Source organism: Streptomyces sp. ISL-11 (genome assembly GCF_018614525.1).
Taxonomy (GTDB): Bacteria; Actinomycetota; Actinomycetes; order Streptomycetales; family Streptomycetaceae; genus Streptomyces.
The window spans coordinates 1-22,362 of record NZ_JAGGOL010000015.1; the positions used below are offsets into that span (position 1 = coordinate 1).

A 22,362-nucleotide genomic window follows, 5' to 3' on the forward strand; every position below is an offset into this window, starting at 1 on the left:
GCCGCTCGCCGGCGGGGGCGGCGGTGGCGGTCTCGCCGGCCGGGGCGCCCTGTTCCATGAGCCGGCGCAGGCACGCCCAGCGGGCGAGGGCGTAGAGCCAGGCGCGGAGCTGCTCCTCGCCGGGGGCCCGGTCGGCGCGGCGCTCGGCGAGGGCGAGGATCTCGCCGAGGGCGGCGGTGGCGGCGTCGTGGTCGCACAGGACGGACAGGCAGTAGGTGAAGAGTCCGTCGGCGTACGGTTCGTACCGCACGGGCAGGCGCCGCACGAGCGTGTCCTGGTCGGTGCGGGCCGCGCGCGGCGCGCCGCCCCGGTCACGGTGCGCGCCGGTGGCGTGCGTGGGGTGCTCGGGCCTGCTCGTCATCATCCCGGCGACGGTAGGCGGGCGACGGGGCCTCGCTCGTGCTGCGGACGCATGTTTAACCCATTCGGGTGACCTTCTCGCTCATAAGGGGACAGGAGCCTCACGTTCCGCCCGAGGCGGTCCCGGTCGCGGCCCGTTTGTCAGTGGCCACGGCTACGGTGACCCCCATGGCTGCCCGTACCTCCCGCCCGTCCGCCAAGGACCGGCCCTCCTACCGCTGCACCGAGTGCGGCTGGACCACGGCCAAGTGGCTCGGCCGCTGCCCCGAGTGCCAGGCGTGGGGCACGGTCGAGGAGTTCGGCACGCCCGCCGTCCGTACGACCGCGCCCGGCCGGGTCACCTCGGCCGCCCTGCCGATCGCGCAGGTGGACGGCCGCCAGGCCACCGCGCGCGGCACGGGCGTGCCCGAGCTGGACCGCGTGCTGGGCGGCGGTCTGGTGCCGGGCGCCGTGGTGCTGCTCGCGGGCGAGCCCGGTGTCGGCAAGTCGACGCTGCTGCTGGACGTGGCCGCCAAGGCCGCCTCCGACGAGCACCGCACGCTCTATGTGACGGGTGAGGAGTCCGCGAGCCAGGTCCGGATGCGGGCCGACCGCATCGGCGCCCTGTCCGACCACCTCTATCTGGCCGCCGAGACCGACCTGTCCGCCGTCCTCGGCCATCTGGACAGCGTCAAGCCCTCCCTGCTGATCATGGACTCCGTCCAGACCGTGGCCTCCCCCGAGATCGACGGCGCGCCGGGCGGGATGGCTCAGGTGCGCGAGGTCGCGGGCGCCCTGATCCGGGCCTCCAAGGAGCGCGGCATGGCCACGCTGCTGGTCGGCCACGTCACCAAGGACGGCGCGATCGCCGGTCCGCGCCTGCTGGAGCACCTGGTGGACGTGGTGCTGAGCTTCGAGGGCGACCGGCACGCCCGGCTGCGCCTGGTGCGCGGTGTGAAGAACCGCTACGGCGCCACGGACGAGGTCGGCTGCTTCGAGCTGCACGACGAGGGCATCACCGGGCTGACCGACCCCAGCGGCCTGTTCCTGACCCGTCGCTCCGAGCCGGTGCCCGGCACCTGCCTGACGGTGACGCTGGAGGGCCGCCGGCCCCTGGTGGCCGAGGTGCAGGCGCTCACCGTCGACTCGCAGATCCCCTCGCCCCGCCGCACCACCTCGGGCCTGGAGACGTCACGGGTGTCGATGATGCTCGCGGTGCTGGAGCAGCGCGGCAAGATCAGCGCCCTGGGCAAGCGCGACATCTACAGCGCCACGGTCGGCGGGGTGAAGCTCTCCGAGCCGGCCGCCGACCTGGCCATCGCGCTCGCCCTGGCCAGCGCCGCCAGCGACACCCCGCTGCCGAAGAACCTGGTGGCGATCGGCGAGGTGGGCCTGGCCGGCGAGGTGCGGCGCGTCACGGGCGTGCAGCGGCGGCTGGCCGAGGCGGCCCGGCTCGGGTTCACGCACGCACTGGTGCCGGGCGACCCGGGGAAGGTGCCCAGCGGCATGCGGGTCCTGGAGGTCGCGGACATAGGCGAGGCGCTTCGAGTGCTGCCCAAGCGGGTACCCCGGGAGAACCGGCGCAGCGCCGGCGCGGCCGCACCGGCCGGGGGCGCCCTCTCCGATCCGGAAGAGAGCGCCCTTTAATAGGCTGGGCGCCGGAATACGCCAGTAGACTTTGCCCTGGTCTCGCCCGTACGTACGGACAGCAGGGCGGCCGGCGGCAGCGTTGACCTTGCGACCGGAGGAGTGCAGTGGCAGCCAACGACCGGGCATCGGGCCCCGGCAGGGCCGGGGGAAGCTCCGGTGGCTCCGGCGTCGACCTGATGCGCGCCTCGCTGAGCGCCGTCGCGCCCGGCACGGCCCTGCGCGACGGCCTGGAGCGCATTCTTCGGGGAAACACCGGTGGACTGATCGTCCTCGGCATGGACAAGACCGTCGAGTCGATGTGCACCGGCGGCTTCGTCCTCGACGTGGAGTTCACCGCCACCCGGCTGCGCGAGCTGTGCAAGCTGGACGGCGCGCTGATCCTCGACAAGGACATCACCAAGATCGTGCGGGCGGGCGTCCAGCTGCTGCCGGACGCCTCGATCCCCACCGAGGAGACCGGCACCCGTCACCGCACGGCGCAGCGGGTCTCCATCCAGTGCGGGTTCCCCGTGGTGTCGGTCAGCCAGTCGATGCGGCTGATCGCGCTGTACGTGGGCGGTGAGCGGCGCGTGCTGGAGGAGTCGGGCGCGATCCTCTCCCGTGCCAACCAGGCGCTGGCCACCCTGGAGCGCTACAAGCTCCGCCTCGACGAGGTCGCCGGCACGCTGTCGGCCCTGGAGATCGAGGACCTGGTGACCGTCCGCGACGTCACCGCGGTCTCGCAGCGGCTGGAGATGGTGCGCCGGATCGCCACGGAGATCGCGGAGTACGTCGTCGAGCTGGGCACGGACGGCCGTCTCCTCACCCTCCAGCTGGACGAGCTGATCGCGGGTGTCGAGCCGGAGCGCGACCTGGTCGTGCGGGACTACGTCCCCGAGCCGACCGCCAAGCGCACCCGCACGGTCCCCGAGGCGCTGTCGGAGCTGGACTCCCTCACCCACGCGGAGCTGCTGGAGCTGCCCATCGTCGCGCGGGCCCTGGGGTACAGCGGCTCGCCGGAGACGCTGGACTCCGCGGTGTCCCCGCGCGGTTACCGTCTGCTGGCCAAGGTGCCGCGCCTGCCGGGCGCGATCATCGAGCGGCTGGTGGACCACTTCGGCGGGCTGCAGAAGCTGCTCGCCGCGAGCGTGGACGACCTGCAGACGGTCGACGGTGTGGGCGAGGCCCGCGCGCGCTCGGTCCGCGAGGGGCTCTCGCGGCTGGCGGAGTCGTCGATCCTGGAGCGGTACGTCTAGCCGGGTGCGGCTTGGCGGGTACGGCTAGCCGGGTACGGCTCGGCGGGTACGGCTCGGCGCTGTCCGGCAGGTCTTCGGCTGCGGGCCGGCTTTGCCGCCTGCGGCGGCGGGCGCCCTGCGGGCGCGTCCTCAAGCGCCGGACGGGCTTGATTGTGGCTGGGCTCGGCCGATTTCAGATCGTCCGGCGCGTGAGGACACCGCCGCGCAGCGGACCGCACGGCATAGCGGGTCCCGAGGGTTCACGAGTGAGGGGCGGCCCCCAGGGCCGCCCCTCCACTTCATTTCTCCAGGGAGAATTCCAGCCGCTCCGTCACGCCCGCGATCTTGACCTCGACCCGGTAAGTGCCGGCGCCCGCCGCGGTGTCGCCGGACGGCGTGGCGCACTGCGGGGCGCTGCGCTTGCGGTCCCACTCCACCGTGCGCTTGGTCTCGCCCGAGCCGGGCAGCTCCACCAGCACGGCGCCCGCGCCGCGGGCGCAGTCGTCGGAGGACCAGACGTGGTCGTCACCGCTGGTGATCTTGAGGATGGCCGCGGTCGCGCCGAGGTTCACCTTGCAGGCGCTGCCACCGGTGTTCTTGACGACGACCTCGAACTTCGGCTTCTCGTCGGGCGCGTAGGCGTTCTTGACGCTGCGGAGCTCCACGCGTACGGAACCTGACGCGCAGTCGGGCAGCTTGGACCCGGCCGGGACCGTCTTGCTGTCCCCCGTGCCCAGCGCGCCGCCGCCGGAGCCGCCCGTACCGCTGCCGCCGCTGCCGGCACCACCGCTGCCGCCCGCGCCCGAGTGGTCGCCGCCGGAGCCGCCCGAGCCGCCGGAACCGCCGGTGCCTCCGCCGCCCGTGCCGCCGGTGCCCGAATCACCCCGTCCGCCCGGCCGTTGGCTGTAGTGCGGGCCCGATGGCACCGGGCCGGGGGTGATGGTGGTGTCACCCGGGCCCTTGCCGTCCGAGCCCTTGCCCTGGTCCCCGCCGGAGCCGCCGTCACCCCCAAGGGTGACGAACCACAACCCCAACAGGATGAGAAGGCCGAGCAGGCCAAGTGCGACTGCCCTCCGCCGCCAGTAGATGGAGGAGGGAAGCGGCCCGATCGGATTGCGCAGTGATCCCACGCGAAGACTCTACGAGAGATCTGCCAGGGCACCAGCCCATACCCGCCGCATGGGTGCCTACTTTTCTCATCATCTGCCCGCACCGGCAGGGCCCGAAGTTGTCGACACCTGACGAGAGTCAGGGCTTACACATGCCGATCGCCCATCTGGCGCGTCCATTCGGTCTTATGGCCGAAACCTTGCCCGTTGTCGGTCAGCCGCAGCCAGTCCGGGCGCAGCTCCCACAGGTCGGTGCGTTCCATCGCGCGGCGCAGGCGGTCGTCGCGCTCGACGTACGGGTAGCGGGCGGCGTACGCGGGCCAGGCGATCTCGCGCTCCGCGCCCTCCAGCCGGCGGCAGACGCCCCGGCCCTGAATCCCCGTCAGGGCGGTCCATTCCTGGCCGTCGCGCTGTGCGGTGAACGCGGCCCGGCCGTCACCCGCGAGGAGGGCGCGGCCGTGGCGGGTGGTGACCGAGGTGACGAAGAGCAGGGCGGGGTCGCCCGCGGAGTCGGCCGGCGCGTAGAGCACGGCGCACGCCTGCGGCCCGTCGTCGTCGGCGTAGGCCAGGGTCATGGTGGTGTGCGCGCCGAGGGCGGCGAGGATCTCGCCCGGCGGCCGCGGCTGCGTCCGGTTCTCGCTCATGGGCCCATTCCACTCCCCCGGGGTCGCGGGGGACCACTCCGGGTGGCCCCCCGCGCACCGCCGCCCTGGCGAAAGTCCGACGCCCGGGGCCCGGCGCGTTTCGCGGTGCCGGACGACCGTGTCAGGATCGGAAGGCCATGACTGCCATGACTGCCGCCTCGCCCGGAACCCCCGCCGTCCTGCACGACCCGGTCATCGACTGGTTCGGCGCGCACGCCCGTGACCTCCCCTGGCGCCGCCCGGAGGCGGGCGCGTGGGGGGTGATGGTCAGCGAGTTCATGCTCCAGCAGACGCCGGTCAGCCGGGTGCTGCCGGTGTACGAGCAGTGGCTGGCCCGCTGGCCGCGCCCGGCCGCGCTCGCCGCCGAGCCGCCCGGTGAGGCGGTCCGCGCCTGGGGCCGGCTCGGTTACCCGCGGCGCGCGCTGCGGCTGCACGCCGCCGCGTCGGCGATCACCGAACTGCACGGCGGCGAGGTGCCGGACGATCACGCCAAGCTCCTCGCGCTGCCGGGCGTCGGCGAGTACACGGCGGCGGCCGTGGCCTCCTTCGCGTACGGGCAGCGGCACGCGGTCCTCGACACCAACGTCCGCCGGGTCTTCGCGCGCGCCGTGAGCGGCGCCCAGTACCCGCCGAACGCCACCACCGCCGCCGAGCGGAAGCTGGCCCGCACGCTGCTGCCCGAGAGCGAGCCGGTGGCCGCCCGCTGGGCCGCCGCGACCATGGAGCTGGGCGCGCTGGTCTGCACGGCCCGCACGCCCGACTGCGCGCGCTGCCCGATCGCGGGCCACTGCGCGTGGCGGGCGGCCGGGTCACCGGCGCACGACGGACCGCCGCGCCGCGGCCAGACGTACGCCGGTACGGACCGCCAGGTGCGCGGCAAGCTGCTGGCGGTGCTGCGCGAGGCGGTCGAGCCGGTGCCGCAGGCCGCGCTGGACGCGGTGTGGGACGAGCCGGTGCAGCGGGCGCGCGCGCTGGACGGTCTGGTCGCCGACGGCCTGGTGGAGCCGCTGGAGGACGGCCGGTACCGGCTGCCGCTCACATAGCGGTGATGAAGTGAAGGCGCAGGACCCCCTTTGCGCCCCATTTCTTCATCATTTCGGGTTCGCTGTTACACAACCTATGGACAGCTGTGCTCCAGCCGAAGGGCTGCTGCACATCGCGTCGCAACAGCGCCTCCGTAGCGTCCTACCCGTGCTGGAGGACCACCAGCGTGACGCGGGGAATGCAAGCGGAATGGAGGCTGCGAGATGGCCAGCAGCGGCAAGGTTCTGGACTTCGAAGAGTACGTGCGCAACCGTCAGGACGCCCTCCTGCGCAGCGCCCGCCGTCTCGTTCCGGACCCCATCGACGCGCAGGACCTCCTCCAGACCGCCCTGGTGCGCACCTACGGCCGCTGGGAAGGCATAGCGGACAAGTCGCTGGCGGACGCCTACCTCCGCCGTGTCATGATCAACACTCGTACTGAGTGGTGGCGTGCCCGTAAGCTCGATGAGGTACCCACCGAGCAGCTCCCCGACGCGAGCGTCGAGGACGGCACCGAGCAGCACGCCGACCGCGCCCTGCTGATGGACATCCTCGGAGTCCTGGCACCCAAGCAGCGCAGCGTCGTCGTACTGCGACACTGGGAGCAGATGAGCACCGAGGAGACCGCGGAGGCGCTCGGCATGTCCACCGGCACGGTCAAGAGCACGCTGCACCGGGCGCTCGCCCGGCTGCGTCAGGAGCTGGAGAGCCGAGACCTGGACTTCCACGCCCTTGAGCGCAACGAGCGGGGGCAGGAACGGTGCGCAGCCTGAAAAAGGCGGCTCCTGGAAGGCCGGCACTGATCACCGGCGGCACGGTCACAGCGATGGCCGCGGCCGCCGGTCTTCTGCTTGCCGGATGCGACGCGGGCAGCGAGGGCGTGCGCAAGGAGGGCACCGCGCAGAACCAGTCCGCGGCGAAGCCGTCCCGGATGCCCTCGGCCTCGGCCATACCGGCGCAGCAGAAGGTCGACGCCGTCAAGCTGATCAAGAGCGATCCCAAGGTCGGCGAGCAGGTCAAGAAGAACCTGAAGCCGTGCTCGAAGAACGACTACCCGGTCGACGTGATCTACGGCCAGCTCACCGGCGGCTCCCGCAACGACGTCGTGATCAACGTCATGACGTGCAGCGATTCCTTCGGTGTCGGCGCTTATGTGTACCGTGCCAAGGGCGACTCGTACGAGAACGTGTTCTCGGCCGAGCAGCCGCCCGTCTACGCCGACATCGACCGCCGCGAGCTGCAGGTCACCAAGCAGGTCTACGGTCCCGGTGACGCGGCGTGCTGCGCGTCGGGCGAGGATGTCATGACGTACCACTGGTCGGACGACGAGTTCCGCGAGACCGGTCGTACGCACACCGACTTCAGCAAGGTCGGCAACAACGACAAGGGTGAACTCCCGAGCGTGGGAACGGAGGGCTGAGAGCGGCGTGGCCGATACGCATGTGCTCTTCGTCGAGGACGACGACGTGATCCGCGAGGCGACCCAGCTGGCGCTGGAGCGCGACGGCTTCGAGGTGACCGCGGTACCGGACGGGCTGCTGGGGCTGGAGAGGTTCCGGGCCCGCAGACCCGACATCGCGCTGCTCGACGTCATGGTCCCCGGCCTGGACGGCGTCAGCCTGTGCCGCCGGATCCGCGACGAGTCGACCGTCCCCGTGATCATGCTGTCCGCGCGGGCGGACTCCATCGACGTCGTGCTCGGCCTGGAGGCCGGCGCGGACGACTACGTCACCAAGCCCTTCGACGGCGCCGTGCTCGTCGCCCGGATACGGGCCGTGCTGCGCCGCTTCGGGCACGCCAGCGGGCCGAACGGCACGGGCGCGGCCGACGAGCCGGAGCCGCTGGAGGGCGGGGTGCTGCGCTTCGGCGACCTGGAGGTCGACACGGAGGGCATGGAGGTCCGCAAGGCGGGCGAGCCCGTGGCCCTCACCCCGACGGAGATGCGGCTGCTGCTGGAGTTCTCGGCGGCGCCCGGCACCGTGCTCTCCCGCGACCGGCTCCTGGAGCGGGTGTGGGACTACGGCTGGGGCGGCGACACCCGCGTCGTGGACGTCCACGTCCAGCGGCTGCGCGGCAAGATCGGCCAGGACCGGATCGAGACCGTGCGCGGCTTCGGTTACAAGCTCAGAGGCTGAGCTCCCGATGGTGACCCACCGAGATCCCTCGTGGTGACGCTGTGGTGAAGCTCGCCCTGCGCTCGGGCCTGCGCTGGAAGGTCAGCCTCGCCATCGCCTGCGTCAGCGCGCTCGTGGCCGTCGCGCTGAGCCTCGTCGTCCACAACGAGGCGCGGCTCTCCATGCTCGACAACGCCCGCGACGCCATGGACGCGCGGGTCCAGGTCGCCCAGCGCTACTACGAGAACACCGGCCGCCTGATGCTCCACGCCAAGGTGGACGACCCCACGCTGCCCCAGCCGCTGCGGGACGCCGCCGCCGTGGGGCTGCGCGCCACCTACCTCCAGGACGTCGGTGGCAAGGGCACCCCGGAGGTCTGGGCCTCGGTCCCGGTGCGCAACGGCAGGATCCTCTCGATCCACACCCGGTTCGAGGACCGCTTCTCCATTCTCAACGCCCTCGACAAGGCCCTGATCATCGGCTCGGTCTCCGTCGTCCTGGGCGGCTCGGCCCTGGGCATCCTCATCGGCGGCCAGCTCTCCCGGCGGCTGCGCAAGGCCGCCACGGCCGCCCGCAAGCTCGCCGACGGCAACTCCGAGGTGCGCGTGCGCGACGCCATCGGGGGCCGGGTGCGCGACGAGACCGACGACCTGGCGCGGGCCGTCGACGGCATGGCCGAGGCGCTGCAGGACCGGCTGGAGGCCGAGCGCCGCGTCACCGCCGACATCGCCCACGAACTGCGCACGCCCGTCACCGGCCTGCTCACCGCCGCCGAGCTGCTGCCCCCGGGCCGCCCCACCGAGCTCGTACGCGACCGGGCGCAGGCCATGCGCACCCTGGTCGAGGACGTGCTGGAGGTCGCCCGCCTGGACGGCTTCGCCGAGCGGGCCGAGATGCAGGACATCCGCCTGGGCGACTTCGTGCTGCGCCGGGTGCGGACCGCCCAGCCGGACGCCGAGGTCAAGGTCCTGCGCGACGCCTACGTCTCCACCGACCCGCGCCGCCTGGAGCGCATCCTCGGCAACCTCCTGGCCAACGCCGCCAAGCACGGCAGCGGCCCCTTCGAGGTCACGGTCGACGGGCGCGTGCTGCGCGTGCGCGACCACGGGCCCGGCTTCCCCGAGGAACTGCTCGCGGAGGGGCCGAGCCGCTTCCGCACCGGCAGCAAGGACCGCGCGGGCAAGGGCCACGGCCTGGGTCTGACCATCGCCGCCGGCCAGGCCCGGGTCCTGGGGGCGCGCCTGACCTTCCGCAACGCCGACCCGGAGGCGGAGGGGGACACCGGCGCGATCGCCGTGCTGTGGCTCCCGGAGTCGGCCCCCACCAGCACGGGCAGCTTCCCGGTCATCCAGGTGCCGGACTAGCCGCCCGCCGGCTACATCGGGTCCACGTATTCGCCCCAGGTCTTGTCGAGGTCCAGCTCCTCGCTGGGCGTGGTCAGCGAGAACCAGTTGCCGGAGTCGTCGCGGAAGACCGCCTCGGTCCCGTACGGGCGCTCCTGCGGCTCCTGGAGGAACTCCACGCCCTTGGCCTTGAGGGTCTCGTACTCGCGCCGGACGTCGTCGGTGACCAGCACCCCGGCGCCCAGCGCACCCGTCGCGACCAGTGACCGGACGGCCTCGGCGGACTGGGCGTCCATCGCGGGCGGGCCCGGCACCATCAGGGTGAGCTCGACGTCCGGCTGCGCCGCGGCGCCGACCGTCAGCCAGCGCATGCCCTGGTCACCGCCCATGCTCATGTCGGTACGGACCTCGAAGCCGAGCTTCTCGGTGTAGAACTCCTTCGCCCGGTCCTGGTCGAGGACCCAGACGGTGGTGATGGCGATGCCCTTGATCATGGCGCCCTCCCGGGGACGGGTTCTGCCTCACGACCACGGTAGGCACGGCCGGCGCCGGTCCGCTCTCCCGGAAACGGCAAGCGCCCCCGCACGGCGATTGCCGTGCGGGGGCGCTCTCACAAGTCCGGCCGGGGGTCGGTCAGAGGTTCTCGCCGTGGGCGCTCAGGAACGCGCGGGGCTCGATGCCGCTGCCGTAGTCCGGGGTGGTGCGGATCTCGAAGTGCAGGTGGGGGCCGGACGAATTGCCGGTGGAGCCCGAGAGGCCGATCTCCTGGCCGGTGGTCACGGTCTGGCCGATCGAGACCTTCACCTGCGACAGGTGCGCGTACTGCGAGTACGTGTTGTCGTCGTGCTTGATCACGATGGCGTTGCCGTACGCGGGGCCGTCGCCGCCGCCGTTCGGGCCGGCCTTCACGACCGTACCGCCGTGCACGGCCTTCACGGACGTGCCGGTACCGACGACCAGGTCCTGGCCGCTGTGCTTGCTGGCCCACATGTTGCCGGCGATGCCGAAGGGCTGGCCGATCTGGTAGCCGTCCACGGGGGCGATCCAGGCGTCGGCCCGCTTCTTGCGCGAGGCCTCGGCCTGCTGACGGGCGTCGGCGGCGCGCTTCTCGGCGTCCTGCTTGGCCCGGGCCTCGTCGGCCTTGGCCTTGGCCTCCTTGGCGGCGGCCTTCAGCTGCGTCTCGGCCTGCGCGTGCAGGGCGTCGTCCAGCGCCGCCACGGACGCGAACGCCGGGAGCTGCGCCTGGGAGGTGGTCTCCGCCGCGAGCGCCACCCCGGTTCCGAGCGCGAGCGAGGCCCCGAGCCCGGCGGCCACGACGGCGGCACGGGAACGCAGAAGGGTCGTGCCCGCATTACGGAAAGCGGTGTGCTTCGACATAAAGAAATACCTCCAGGCAAGAATGGGTCCCGGCTGCGGACCGGGATCGCCCTACCTTGGTAACCCGAATCCGCCGCCCTGCCAAGGACGGCCTCTACTAGCGAATGCCGTAGCGGGCCGGAGGGTATTCGGCTGCTTATGCGGGGCGGCTTCGCGCGGAATCAAGGGATTTCCACGGAGCCCATTCCTGCTAAACGCCTTAGTATGTGACGCGCGCCCTATGGGCCGTATCACCGCGAAGGGACTTACGGCCTTGCCCGTTCCGGGACCAAAGGCCCCCGCCCCGGCGGTACGCTCCCGGACAGCAGTCAACGGACGCGCACACCGCCGGGGGGCACCACGATGGGCAACGATTCCCGCTACTCCCACCTGGACGACGTCGAGCTGGCGGACGCCGTCCAGGCGGTCCGCGACGGCCTCACCACCGCGGCCGCCCGCGGCGCGGGCGAGGACATCGTCTTCGAGGTCGGCGAGATCGCCATGGAGTTCACCGTCGAGATCCGCAAGGACGCCAAGGGATCGGGCGGCGTGAAGGCATGGGTGGTCAGCGCGGACGCGGAGGCGTCCCGCGGCTCCACCCGCACCCACACGGTCTCCTTCACCCTCACCCCGAAGGACGCCCGCACCGGCGGCAGCCTGCGGGTCGGCAACGACCGGCCGGGCGGCGTCTCACGGTTCGGCTCCGCGGGGCGGTGACGGGGGCGCGCGTTCCGTCGGTGGAGGACCGGCTGGTGGCGGTGCTGGCCGAGGCGCAGGGCAGCGGGGTGCTGCTGACGGCGTCGCTGGTGCTGACCAGTGCGCACGTTCTGGGCGGTGAGGGCGGCGTGCGAGTCGTCGCGCTGGGCCATGCCGGGCCCGTGCTGTGCGAAGTCCTGTGGGCCGGCGACCCGGAGCAGTGCGACGCCGCCCTGCTGCTCGCCGGCAGACCGCTGCTGCCCGCCGCCGACCTGCCGCCGCTGCGGTGGGGTGTCTGCGTCGGCCGGTCCCCGGTCGACGGGTGCCAGGCTCTGGGATTCCCGCAGGTCCAGCGGTATGGCCGGGAGGAACTGGAGGCCGTACAGATCCCCGGCACCCTCGCACCGTTGTCGGGCGTGCTGCGCGGGCGGTACGTCCTGCGCGCCGCCCATCCCCCACCGTCCACCGGGCCCTACGGCTCGCCCTGGGCCGGACTGTCCGGCGGCCCGGTCTTCGCCGGACCGGTCCTGGTCGGCATAGCCACCGAGGACCCGAAGGGCTGGGCGCACTCGTCCATCGACGCCGTGCCCATGGCCTCGATCCTGGAGGACACGCAATTCCAGGCCCGCGTGGAGGAGCACTGGCCGCGGGCGCCCCACCTGGAACAGGTCCACTCGGCCGGTCCGGAGGACAACGGTTACGAGGCGACGTACGCCGAGGCGATCAAGGCCGCCTACAGCCGACTGGAGATCTTCGGTCTCGACGACCTCGGTACCGGCGACACCAACTGGGACCTGGACACCGCCTACCTCAGCCTCGAGGCCCAGGCGACCCGCCCCGGCCGGGAGCAGGCGCGCTCCGGGCCACAACGGGTCGAGGGGCTCCTCGGCTCCCGCCCCCGGACGCTTCTGCGCGGCGAAGCGGGGGCCGGCAAGACGACGCTGGTGTGGTGGCTGGCCTCGCACGCCGCGTGCAACACCCTGTCCGCCGAGCTGAGCGCCCTCAACGGCCTGGTCCCCTTCGTCATCCCCATGCGCACTCTGGCCGCCCAGGGCATCACCCGCCCCACCCCTTCGCAGTTACCGACCATCGCCCGCCTGTCCGGGGTGGACACCCCGCCGAGTGGCTGGGCAGGGCGGGTCCTGGCAGCCGGGCGGGCGCTCCTGCTGGTGGACGGTCTGGACGAGCTGCCGCAGGCCGACCGCGCACCTGCCCGCAAGTGGCTGGCGGAGCTGCTCCGCATGCACCCCCGCACGCGCTGCCTCGTCACGGTGCGGCCGCTCGCCGTCGATCAGGCGTGGCTGGAGTCGGAGGGCTTCGAGGAGCTGCGGCTGCTGCCGATGAGCAACCGCGACATCCAGACGTTCGTGGCGGCGTGGCACGCGGCGGCCCGGCTGGAATGTGACGGTTACGCCGACAAGCGGCACGCGGAGCGGCTACGGAGCCGGCTCCAGGACCTGGAACGCGATCTCACCCAGGAATTCCAGCGCAACGCCGCCCTGCGCGACCTGGCGCGCACGCCGCTGCTGTGTGCCGTCATCTGCGCCCTGCACCGCCGCCGCAGCGGCCTGCTCCCCCGGACCCGCTGGGAGCTCTACCGGGCGGCGCTGAACATGCTCCTCGGCAGCCGCGACGCCCACCGCCGCGTCCACAAACCGGAGGGCATCGAACTCGAACCGGACGACGGCCGGCAGCTTCTCCAGCGCATTGCGATCTGGCTCGTACGCAACGGTCGCACCGAGCTGTCCCGGGCGCAGGCCGTGCGGCAGCTGGAATTGGCCATGGCCGGCCTGAGGCGCATAAGGCAACAGGGCACGGCGGGTGAAGTCCTGACGCATCTCCTCAACCGCAGCGGGCTTCTACAGGAGCGCACTGCGGATTCCATCCAATTCATCCACCGCACCTTCCAGGACTATCTCGCGGCGAAGGAATTCCAGGACAGCGACAGCCTGGACGAATTACTGGGCCACGTGGCGGAGGAGCAGTGGCAGGACGTCATCCGGCTCGTGATCGGGCACTGCGGCCGGAAGGAGGAGGAGCGGGTGATCGACGCCCTGATCGCGGCGGGCAGGAGTGCGAGCCGTGAGGATGCCTGGTCGGTCCGCACCCTCGCGGCCCAGTGTGCGATCAGCGCGGCCTCCTTGGACGACACACGGCACGCGGCGGTGTGGGAGGGCCTCCGGGAGCTGGGAGCGCCGCGGAGGACCTCGGAGATCGATCATCTGGCGTCCCTGGGTCCGGAGGTTCTTGGGATCCTTCCCGGACCGGACGGGCTGGATGACACGGAGGCGAGGCACGTGGTGAGGGTGCTGACCCCGCTGGGAGACGCGGCGAAGCCTCTCCTGAAGCGCTACGGGCAGCACGAAGATCTGTTCGTCCGCACGGCCGTGGCCCACGCCTGGACGTTCTCGGTCGCACGGCGGTACGCGAGAGAGGTACTCGCCCCCATGCGACTCGATGACCTCAACATCATGGTCGGAAGCGCGGAACAACTCGCGTGCCTGCCGGACATCGGCCCCGTGCTAACGCTGTCCATCGAATACGACGGGTCGGCGGATCTTCTCCGGCCGGCACTCCGCGGGCGCAAGGTGACCCGGCTGATCCTCGGAACGAACAGGCACATCACGGATCTGGGCTTCCTGGGCGAGCACCCGGAGATCGAATACCTCTCGATCATGGACTGCCCGCAGTTGCGTGACGTCTCCGCCCTGACCGGGACCCACCTGCGCGAATTGCACCTCGGTCTCTTCGGATCGAGGGCGCTGCTCGACCACCTGGAAGTCCTCGACGGGGCCCTGGAGCTGTCCTTCCTGGGTGTGGCGGACCTGCCCTCGACCGGAGGCTGCGGCAGCCTTCCGCCGCCTCTCAGCGGCGTCTCCCGCCTCATGGTCACGGACAGCGATCCGTTGTCCCTGGAGGGCATCGAAGGCTGGACCGGACTGCGGCAGCTGATGCTTCCGACTTCCCTGGCCTCCTCCCACGAGCTGAACAGGCTGGGGAGCCTCCACGGGCTCACCTCGCTGCAGCTCAACAGCTCCATGGACGACCTGGCGGGCGCGGACCCGTTGCCGCAGATCACCGAGGTGGCCCTCTGCCTCACGGAGCCCTCCTCGGTGGACGGAAGACTGCTGCGCGTCTTCCCCGGCCTTCGCTCGCTCCATCTGGAGCACCTGGGGTCGGGCGCCATCACGGTGGACCTCACGACGGTGCGCGAGCTGCCCGGGGAGACGCTGGCGCTGTCCACCACCCCCGGTCAGGGGCTGACGGTGCTGGGAGCCGACGCCTTCGGCGAGCGACTGATCCACAGCTAGCAGGACCCTGACGCCCTCCTGGAGCTCTGACCTCCCCCGAACGCACAAAACCGGCCCCGGAACCGTGCGTACGGTTCCGGGGCCGGTCTACAGCGCTACAGCCGGGCGCAGGCGCGCCTTACGCGTCCTTGGACAGGTTGGGACCCGCCCCACCCGCCGCCGACTCGATCGGCGGCGTGTCCGGCAGGGCCGCCTTCTCCTCGCCGCGGAAGGTGAACTTCTTCTCCTCACCCTCGCCCTCGGTGCCGACGACCACGATGTGGCCCGAGCGCAGCTCGCCGAAGAGGATCTTCTCCGAGAGGATGTCCTCGATCTCGCGCTGGATCGTGCGGCGCAGCGGGCGGGCACCCAGGACCGGGTCGTAGCCCTTCTTCGCCAGCAGCGACTTGGCTTCCGAGCTGAGCTCGATGCCCATGTCGCGGTCCTTGAGCCGCTCGTCCACCCTGGCGACCATGAGGTCGACGATCTGGATAATGTCTTCCTCGGTCAGCTGGTGGAAGACCACCGTGTCATCGACACGGTTGAGGAACTCGGGCCGGAAGTGCTGCTTGAGCTCTTCGTTGACCTTCGCCTTCATCCGCTCGTACCCGGTCTTGACGTCGCCCTGGGCGGCGAAGCCCAGGTTGAAGCCCTTAGAGATGTCCCGGGTGCCGAGGTTCGTCGTCATGATGATGACGGTGTTCTTGAAATCGACCACGCGGCCCTGGGAATCGGTCAGGCGACCGTCCTCCAGGATCTGCAGGAGCGAGTTGAAGATATCCGGGTGGGCCTTCTCGACCTCGTCGAAGAGGACGACGGAGAACGGCTTGCGGCGCACCTTCTCGGTGAGCTGGCCGCCCTCTTCGTAACCCACGTATCCGGGCGGGGAACCGAAGAGACGCGAGACGGTGTGCTTCTCGCTGAACTCCGACATGTCGAGGGAGATCAGCGCGTCCTCGTCACCGAAGAGGAATTCGGCGAGCGTCTTGGACAGCTCCGTCTTACCGACACCGGACGGGCCCGCGAAGATGAACGAGCCGCCGGGGCGCTTCGGGTCCTTGAGGCCCGCACGCGTGCGCCGGATGGCCTGGGAGAGCGCCTTGATGGCGTCCTTCTGGCCGATGACGCGCTTGTGCAGCTCGTCCTCCATGCGCAGCAGGCGGGAGGACTCCTCCTCCGTCAGCTTGAAGACCGGGATGCCCGTGGCCGTGGCCAGGACCTCGGCGATCAGGTCGCCGTCGACCTCGGCGACGACGTCCATGTCGCCGGCCTTCCACTCCTTCTCGCGCTTGGCCTTCCCGGCGAGGAGCTGCTTCTCCTTGTCGCGCAGGGAGGCGGCCTTCTCGAAGTCCTGCGAGTCGATCGCGGACTCCTTGTCCCGGCGCACGTCGGCGATCTTCTCGTCGAACTCGCGGAGGTCCGGCGGCGCGGTCATCCGGCGGATGCGCATCCGGGAGCCGGCCTCGTCGATCAGGTCGATCGCCTTGTCCGGCAGGAAGCGGTCGGAGATGTAGCGGTCGGCCAGCTGGGCGGCCTGGACCAGCGCCTCGTCCGTGATGGAGACGCGGTGGTGGGCCTCGTACCGGTCACGCAGACCCTTGAGGATCTCGATGGTGTGCGGCAGCGAGGGCTCCGCGACCTGGATGGGCTGGAAGCGGCGCTCCAGCGCGGCGTCCTTCTCCAGGTGCTTGCGGTACTCGTCCAGCGTGGTGGCGCCGATGGTCTGGAGCTCGCCACGGGCCAGCATGGGCTTGAGGATGCTCGCGGCGTCGATCGCGCCCTCGGCGGCGCCCGCACCCACCAGGGTGTGGAGCTCGTCGATGAACAGGATGATGTCGCCGCGGGTGCGGATCTCCTTGAGGACCTTCTTCAGGCGCTCCTCGAAGTCACCGCGGTAGCGGGAGCCGGCGACCAGGGCGCCGAGGTCCAGGGTGTAGAGGTGCTTGTCCTTGAGGGTCTCGGGCACCTCGCCCTTGACGATGGCCTGGGCCAGGCCCTCGACGACCGCCGTCTTGCCGACACCGGGCTCGCCGATGAGGACGGGGTTGTTCTTCGTACGGCGGGAGAGCACCTGCATGACCCGCTCGATCTCCTTCTCGCGCCCGATGACCGGGTCGAGCTTGGATTCGCGAGCGGCCTGCGTGAGGTTGCGGCCGAACTGGTCCAGGACGAGCGAGGTCGAGGGGGTTCCCTCGGCCGGGCCGCCGGCGGTGGCGGCCTCCTTGCCCTGGTATCCGGAAAGCAGCTGGATGACCTGCTGCCGCACTCGGTTGAGATCGGCGCCCAGCTTGACCAGGACCTGGGCGGCGACGCCCTCGCCCTCGCGGATCAGGCCGAGCAGGATGTGCTCCGTACCGATGTAGTTGTGGCCGAGCTGGAGGGCCTCGCGGAGCGACAGCTCCAGGACCTTCTTGGCACGGGGAGTGAAGGGGATGTGGCCGGACGGGGCCTGCTGCCCCTGCCCGATGATCTCCTCCACCTGCTGGCGGACCGCCTCGAGCGAAATCCCGAGGCTCTCCAGGGCCTTAGCGGCGACACCCTCACCCTCATGGATCAGGCCCAGGAGGATGTGCTCGGTGCCGATGTAGTTGTGGTTGAGCATCCGGGCTTCTTCCTGAGCCAGGACGACAACCCGCCGCGCACGGTCGGTGAACCTCTCGAACATCGTTAATCGCTCCTCAGAGCGGTCAGGCAGTTAGGGGTCGGTCCCCTCCCTGTCCTTCCGCATGCTAGTCCCGTGGGACGGGACAGCTCATTCCAACTGCCGACATCCGTCCGGATCACCCCCGCGTCGGCGGGGAAACCTACTGCCGAACAGCCGACATCTCCTCCAACCCGATGGTGGGAGACGATGTTCCCGCAGGCCAGGCATATACGCTCCCCACCACTACGCCCATGGCGAACGCCCGCTCGGCCCGACACGCCCGCCCGTAGCCCGGCCATCTCCCGCGATGGCGCGCTACACGCGCTGCTGTACCGCCTCTTCCCATTGGGAATGTCCTACCCGCAAGCATTGACAGTCCATGCGGCGCGGGCACCCCCCATCCGCTACGGGCGAACACCCCCGCGCCACCCGGAACGCCGAAGCGCCCCTCACTCCTTATACGGAGCGTGCCCAACTATCAACCCTGCGTAACCTCTTGAGGGTTTCGCAGTTGCACCACGTATGACCGTTGCCCTCCCACGCCCCTGTGTCCCCGCGGATCCATGGTGCCAGGCACGTCGGTGGTACGAGCACACACTGTGCTGGCCCACCGCGGGCGCGGCACCCCTGGAGCTGCTGACCGGCGAGCGCTTCGATGTGCTCGACCTGCCCGTCGACGCCGGTCTCGCGGTCCTCGGGCGGGTGGGGCGGACCGGGCCCGTCGCGCTCGACGAGCGGGCGCGGAGGCTGCGGTTCCTGGTCGCCGCCGGCAGCGCGGACGAGCTGCCGGAGCTGCTCGACTGGCTGGAGTGGGGCGGGGTGGCGCTGGATCTGGCCGCGCTGGGCAGGGGCGGCCGGATCGTCGCACCCTTGCCCGCCGGCCCGGGCCGCGCGCAACACGGGGAGCTGGGCGCGGGGAAGGCCGTGTGGCTACGGCCTCCCGAGCCGGGGTGCGAGGTCGAGCCGACGCTGCCGGTGACCGGCCTCGGGGGCGATGGGGGCGCCCCCGATCTCGTACGGCTCGTGAGCGCGGCGGCGACGGAGTGCCACCGGGCCCGGTTGCTGCGCGCCGGGGAAACGCGCACGCGTCGGCCGACGGAGGATCAGCCGTTGGCCTTCTCGTACGCCTCACGGATGTCGGCGGGGACGCGGCCGCGGTCGTTGACGTTGTAGCCGTTCTTCTTGGCCCAGGCGCGGATCTTCGCGGTGTCGGGGCTGCCACCGGTGGAAGCGGCGCGGGCCTTGCTGCGGCCCGCGGCGGCACGGCCACCCGTGCGACGGCCGCTCTTGGTGTACGGCTCCAGCAGGCCCCGGAGCTTGTCCGCGTTGGCCGTGGTGAGGTCGATCTCGTAGGTCTTGCCGTCGAGCGCGAACGTCACGGTCTCGTCCGCCTCGCCACCGTCGAGGTCATCAACAAGAAGGACCTGAACCTTCTGTGCCACGGGGAATCCTTTCAGTGGAAAATTGGGATTACGGAGGAATAGCAAACCGCCTTTCCCGGAAAAACACAAACCCCCCGGGAAGGTTCAGCCCGCCTTCGCCGTGGGAAGCCTGCCTTCCGGAGCCCTGTGATAGGGGCGCGATTCGGACATAGGGACCGCGATAGGGGTCGCGATCACAGATGCAGAAGCATCCGGCTGTTGCCAAGGGTGTTCGGCTTCACCCGTTCGAGACCCAGGAACTCGGCAACGCCCTCGTCATAGGAACGCAGCAGCTCGCTGTAGACATCACCGTCCACCGGTGTCTCACCGATCTCGACGAAGCCGTGCTTCGTGAAGAAGTCGACTTCGAAGGTGAGGCAGAAAATGCGCCGCACGCCCAGCCAGCGCGCCGTCTGCAGCAGCTTGCCCAGTACGGCGTGGCCGACTCCGCCGCCCTTGACGGCCGGGTCCACCGCGAGAGTGCGCACCTCCGCCAGGTCTTCCCACATCACGTGCAGGGCACCGCAACCGATGACCGCGCCGTCCTCGTCCCGCTCCGCGACCCAGAACTCCTGGATGTCCTCGTAAAGGGTGACGGTGGCTTTGTCGAGGAGGATGCGGTCACGAACGTACGTGTTGATGAGCCGGCGCACCGCCGGAACATCGCTGGTCCGGGCACGGCGGACGGTGACGACTTTTGATAGTGCGGGCATGCCGGGACGCTATCGCCCCGGCGCCCCGCCGGCGTCGCCGGGCCCGTCGAGTTGGACCACCCGGATCGCGTCGCGCAGGGCTTCCCGTTGTTCGGCCGACATCATGCCGAAGAAGGCGACGAGAGCGGCCGCGGGGTTGTCGCTGAGGGACCACGCTTCGTTCATCAGTGCGGCCGAGTAGGCGGCCCGGTTGGAGACCGCCTCATATCGATAGGCGCGGCCTTCGGCTTCCCGCCGCAGCCAGCCCTTCTGATACAGGTTGTCCATTACGGTCATGACGGTGGTGTAGGCGATGGACCGCTCCTGTTGAAGGTCTTCCAGGACTTCTCGAACAGTGACCGGCCGGTTCCAGTCCCACACGCGCGTCATGACGGCGTCTTCCAGATCACCCAGGCGTCGAACCACACGCGAATAATAGTGGGAGATGTCTAGAATGCCGGTTTATTTGCGGCTGCTCTGAGGCAGTAAAAAGGGCGCACGGCCGAGAATTGTCGGTCTCGGTCCGCACGCCCGGTGGACGCGGCGCGCCGGCTGCCCGGCGCGCGGCTCCACGAAAGGTCAGGCGTCGGGACCCTTGACGGCCTGGGAGGCGCCCTCGGCGCGGGCCAGCGCGGCGTCGACGAGGGCGTCTTCCTTGCCCTTGTTCGCACCGCCCTGACTCTTGACGATCGTCACGACCAGCGCGATGAATGCCACCGCCATCACCATGGGCGGGACCAACGCGGCGACATAGTCCATGGCCGTCGGCTCCTTCTGGAATCGGGTTCTGCGGTTGCGCAATCGACCCGTCCAGATTACGCGCGGCTCAGGCGGAACGGACCGCGGGGTGGCGGGCCGTCGACGGCGGGGCCGGCTTGCGGCGCGGCGGGAACACCTCGCCCGGGGTGGGAATGGGCCGGTCGGGCCGGGGCGCGGAGGGGCGCGGCGTCGCGGGGCGCGGAGTGGGTTCCTTGCCGGGCTTCGGCTTGGGGTCGGAGGAGTCCGCGCGTGTCACCCGGCCGCCGGGCAGCGCCTTCAGCCGGGCGTGGCCCGGGGCGGGTCCGGCGGCGGGCACCGCGCGGCCGGCCAGCCGGGCTCGTACGGCCAGCTCGGCGAGGTGCTCGCAGCGGGCCAGCAGCGCCCGGCGACGGCCGGCCTCGGCGCCTCCGCAGGGGGCCCGGCACAGTCCGCGGAGCGCGGCGAGGTCCTCGGCTCCGGGCCGGTAGCCCGCGGCGAGGGCGTCCTGGAGCCGCTCGGTGTAACCGGCCACCGCGCCCGGCAGGGCGGCGCGGTAGCGGGCGAGGTCCGCGAGGAGGAAGGCGCGCAGCTTGCCTCCCTCGCGGGTCGCCTCGTCCAGGGCCGCCACGAGCCCGAGGCACTCGCGCACCTCTTCGTCGCGTCCGGGGCCGGGACGGCGGGGGACGGAATGGGGGTCGAGGGCGATGGCGAGGGCTCGGCGCACGACGCGCAGTTCGTCCGCGCTGAACGCCATGCCGCCGCGGGATCCGTGAGGCGTGGGCATGCGCCGACTTTAAGTGCTAAGCGGACAAATTTCGCTGACCTGGCGTTTCCCGGCGTGGCACGGTGCGGGGAGACCCCGTTCAGCGCTGTATGCGTTTCCCTGCGGGGCACGGTGCTGGTAGACCCCTTCAGCGCTGTCTGCGGCGGGTGACGCCCAGGCCCTGTCCGGCGGGGCTGCGGGCCGTCTTTGCCGCCTGCGGCGGCGGGCGCCCTGCGGGCGCGTCCTCAAGCGCCGGACGGGCTTGATTGTGGCTGAGCCCAGCCGCTTTCAGCCCGTCCGGCGATTGAGGACACCACCGCGCAGCGGGGGTGCGCACAACGCGGAGAAACCCCTTCAGCGCTGTCTGCGACGCGTGACGCCCAGCGCTATCGCACCCGCGGAGATCGCGGTGCCGGAGGTCGTGGCCAGCAGCAGGGTGCCGGTGGTGTCCGGATCGGCGGGCGGCGCGGGCGCGGGGTCGACGACCTCCACGCGGATCGGCGCCGAGTCGTTGGCCGGGTCCGGGTCGGGGGTGTGCGCCCCGTCGCGTTCGACGATGTGCACCCGGCCCTCCGCGCCCTCGACCTTCCTGTCGATGCGGACCCGGAAGCTCAGCGTCTCGCGGTCGCCCGCGGGGAAGTTCTCGCCGATGGCGCAGAGATATCCGGCCGCGTCCCGGGCGGGGACGGCCTTGGCCACACACGGCTGTCTGCCGCCACCGGTCGGCGGGGGCGTGGCGGTGATCGTGGTGCCCTCCGGCGGCGTCACCTCGTACACGCCCGAGCCGGGGCCGCCCGCCGGGCCGCCGGCCGGGCCCGGCCCGCCGTTGCGCACGCCCAGCTCGACCTCGACGGTCTGGCCGATCCGGCCGACCACGGGGTGGGCGATGGCCTGGTAGTCGGCGCGCGGCGGCACCTGGGCGCGCGCCGGGACGGCGGCCAGGACCAGCCCGGCCGCCGCCACCGAGGCGGCGGCCGTCAGCCACCGCATTGTCCGCGTTCCGCCCATACGCTCCACGCCCATCATGTGCACGATCATGTACCGCAGCTGACAGGACCGTCGGAGCGGCCCGTCGGTTGCCTCCACGCGCGGGCCGAAAGGGACCGGTAGGAGCCGGAACGGGCCGGATGGGCGCCGGGTGCGGGGCTAGGCCGTGTGCGGCGGATCTTCGGCTGCGGGCCGTCTTTGCCGCCTGCGGCGGCGGGCGCCCTGCGGGCGCGTCCTCAATCTCCCCCAGCTACCGCTGGGGGAGATTGAGGACACCGCCGCGCAGCGGTCGGTGCGCACGACACGGCCCCGCAGCCGCCCGCTCACATGACCCACCGG

Annotated in this window: 21 protein-coding genes and 1 pseudogene; 10 read left to right on the forward strand and 12 right to left on the reverse strand. The window is 71.4% G+C overall.

The genetic code is table 11. The features are described from left to right. Positions 1 to 364 (reverse strand): annotated as a pseudogene (locus J7E86_RS03600) (sigma-70 family RNA polymerase sigma factor); the annotation flags it as partial. Positions 365 to 528: 164 nt separating this feature from the next. Here J7E86_RS03600 and radA point away from each other — a divergent pair. Both radA and disA read left to right on the forward strand, forming a co-directional pair. Next, positions 529 to 1,986: a DNA repair protein RadA gene (gene radA / locus J7E86_RS03605; protein ID WP_251018616.1), complete on the forward strand. Its 1,458-nt coding sequence runs from the start codon at positions 529 to 531 to the stop codon at positions 1,984 to 1,986. Between the two features lie 107 nt (positions 1,987 to 2,093). Further along, positions 2,094 to 3,224 (forward strand): DNA integrity scanning diadenylate cyclase DisA, encoded by a 1,131-nt coding sequence (disA, locus tag J7E86_RS03610; RefSeq protein ID WP_215079650.1) that lies wholly within the window; start codon positions 2,094 to 2,096, stop codon positions 3,222 to 3,224. A 278-nt stretch (positions 3,225 to 3,502) separates the two neighbouring features. On the opposite strand, the gene J7E86_RS03615 is transcribed toward disA, so the two are convergent. Next, positions 3,503 to 4,333 carry a hypothetical protein gene (locus tag J7E86_RS03615; protein ID WP_215079652.1) on the reverse strand — a complete coding sequence of 277 codons (831 nt, stop codon included), beginning with the start codon at positions 4,331 to 4,333 and terminating at the stop codon, positions 3,503 to 3,505. A 125-nt stretch (positions 4,334 to 4,458) separates the two neighbouring features. After that, entirely contained in the window at positions 4,459 to 4,956 is a 498-nt protein-coding gene (locus J7E86_RS03620; RefSeq protein WP_215079654.1) for a pyridoxamine 5'-phosphate oxidase, read from the reverse strand. A gap of 146 nt (positions 4,957 to 5,102) precedes the next feature. Between J7E86_RS03620 and J7E86_RS03625 the strand changes: the two genes are divergently transcribed. The 5 genes from J7E86_RS03625 (at position 5,103) to cseC (ending at position 9,457) form a co-directional block, all read left to right on the forward strand. Continuing rightward, a complete protein-coding gene (locus J7E86_RS03625; RefSeq protein WP_215079756.1) occupies positions 5,103 to 5,999 on the forward strand; it encodes an A/G-specific adenine glycosylase in 897 nt (298 codons plus the stop codon). Between the two features lie 204 nt (positions 6,000 to 6,203). Beyond that, positions 6,204 to 6,752 carry a SigE family RNA polymerase sigma factor gene (locus J7E86_RS03630; RefSeq protein WP_043189586.1) on the forward strand — a complete coding sequence of 183 codons (549 nt, stop codon included), beginning with the start codon at positions 6,204 to 6,206 and terminating at the stop codon, positions 6,750 to 6,752. Beyond that, complete coding sequence (locus tag J7E86_RS03635) at positions 6,740 to 7,399, forward strand: hypothetical protein (protein WP_308312453.1); 660 nt, start codon at positions 6,740 to 6,742, stop codon at positions 7,397 to 7,399. Before J7E86_RS03630 ends, J7E86_RS03635 begins: the two co-directional genes overlap by 13 nt. 7 nt (positions 7,400 to 7,406) lie before the next feature. Further along, positions 7,407 to 8,114 (forward strand): two-component system response regulator CseB, encoded by a 708-nt coding sequence (gene cseB, locus J7E86_RS03640; protein WP_215079655.1) that lies wholly within the window; start codon positions 7,407 to 7,409, stop codon positions 8,112 to 8,114. Between the two features lie 41 nt (positions 8,115 to 8,155). Beyond that, complete coding sequence (gene cseC, locus J7E86_RS03645; protein ID WP_215079657.1) at positions 8,156 to 9,457, forward strand: two-component system sensor histidine kinase CseC; 1,302 nt, start codon at positions 8,156 to 8,158, stop codon at positions 9,455 to 9,457. Between the two features lie 11 nt (positions 9,458 to 9,468). On the opposite strand, the gene J7E86_RS03650 is transcribed toward cseC, so the two are convergent. Both J7E86_RS03650 and J7E86_RS03655 read right to left on the reverse strand, forming a co-directional pair. Beyond that, on the reverse strand, positions 9,469 to 9,930 hold the full coding sequence (locus J7E86_RS03650) for a VOC family protein (RefSeq protein WP_215079658.1): 462 nt from the start codon (positions 9,928 to 9,930) through the stop codon (positions 9,469 to 9,471). A 139-nt stretch (positions 9,931 to 10,069) separates the two neighbouring features. Next, positions 10,070 to 10,813: a M23 family metallopeptidase gene (locus J7E86_RS03655; protein WP_215079660.1), complete on the reverse strand. Its 744-nt coding sequence runs from the start codon at positions 10,811 to 10,813 to the stop codon at positions 10,070 to 10,072. Positions 10,814 to 11,155: 342 nt separating this feature from the next. Between J7E86_RS03655 and J7E86_RS03660 the strand changes: the two genes are divergently transcribed. Both J7E86_RS03660 and J7E86_RS03665 read left to right on the forward strand, forming a co-directional pair. Continuing rightward, the gene (locus J7E86_RS03660) at positions 11,156 to 11,509 is read left to right on the forward strand and encodes a trypco2 family protein (protein ID WP_215079662.1); all 354 of its coding nucleotides are present in this window, start codon (positions 11,156 to 11,158) and stop codon (positions 11,507 to 11,509) included. Positions 11,510 to 11,529: 20 nt separating this feature from the next. Then, entirely contained in the window at positions 11,530 to 14,799 is a 3,270-nt protein-coding gene (locus tag J7E86_RS03665; protein ID WP_215079664.1) for a serine protease, read from the forward strand. Between the two features lie 118 nt (positions 14,800 to 14,917). Here J7E86_RS03665 and J7E86_RS03670 read toward each other — a convergent pair whose 3' ends face one another. Beyond that, positions 14,918 to 17,443 carry an ATP-dependent Clp protease ATP-binding subunit gene (locus tag J7E86_RS03670; protein WP_215079666.1) on the reverse strand — a complete coding sequence of 842 codons (2,526 nt, stop codon included), beginning with the start codon at positions 17,441 to 17,443 and terminating at the stop codon, positions 14,918 to 14,920. Between the two features lie 501 nt (positions 17,444 to 17,944). Here J7E86_RS03670 and J7E86_RS03675 point away from each other — a divergent pair. Continuing rightward, a complete protein-coding gene (locus J7E86_RS03675; RefSeq protein ID WP_251018617.1) occupies positions 17,945 to 18,595 on the forward strand; it encodes an SCO3374 family protein in 651 nt (216 codons plus the stop codon). On the opposite strand, the gene J7E86_RS03680 is transcribed toward J7E86_RS03675, so the two are convergent. The 6 genes from J7E86_RS03680 to J7E86_RS03705 all read right to left on the reverse strand — a co-directional run bounded on the left by J7E86_RS03680 (position 18,526) and on the right by J7E86_RS03705 (position 22,074). Then, positions 18,526 to 18,864, reverse strand: coding sequence for an Lsr2 family protein (locus J7E86_RS03680; protein ID WP_215079667.1), 339 nt, complete (start codon positions 18,862 to 18,864; stop codon positions 18,526 to 18,528). The genes J7E86_RS03675 and J7E86_RS03680 overlap by 70 nt on opposite strands. A 173-nt stretch (positions 18,865 to 19,037) precedes the next feature. Beyond that, positions 19,038 to 19,556: an amino-acid N-acetyltransferase gene (locus J7E86_RS03685; protein ID WP_215079669.1), complete on the reverse strand. Its 519-nt coding sequence runs from the start codon at positions 19,554 to 19,556 to the stop codon at positions 19,038 to 19,040. 9 nt (positions 19,557 to 19,565) lie between these two features. Next, on the reverse strand, positions 19,566 to 19,961 hold the full coding sequence (locus J7E86_RS03690; protein ID WP_215079671.1) for a BlaI/MecI/CopY family transcriptional regulator: 396 nt from the start codon (positions 19,959 to 19,961) through the stop codon (positions 19,566 to 19,568). Between the two features lie 153 nt (positions 19,962 to 20,114). After that, on the reverse strand, positions 20,115 to 20,294 hold the full coding sequence (locus J7E86_RS03695) for a hypothetical protein (RefSeq protein WP_215079673.1): 180 nt from the start codon (positions 20,292 to 20,294) through the stop codon (positions 20,115 to 20,117). 67 nt (positions 20,295 to 20,361) lie between these two features. Continuing rightward, complete coding sequence (locus tag J7E86_RS03700) at positions 20,362 to 21,057, reverse strand: hypothetical protein (protein WP_215079674.1); 696 nt, start codon at positions 21,055 to 21,057, stop codon at positions 20,362 to 20,364. Between the two features lie 333 nt (positions 21,058 to 21,390). Continuing rightward, positions 21,391 to 22,074: a hypothetical protein gene (locus tag J7E86_RS03705; protein ID WP_215079676.1), complete on the reverse strand. Its 684-nt coding sequence runs from the start codon at positions 22,072 to 22,074 to the stop codon at positions 21,391 to 21,393. Positions 22,075 to 22,362: the final 288 nt, after the last annotated feature.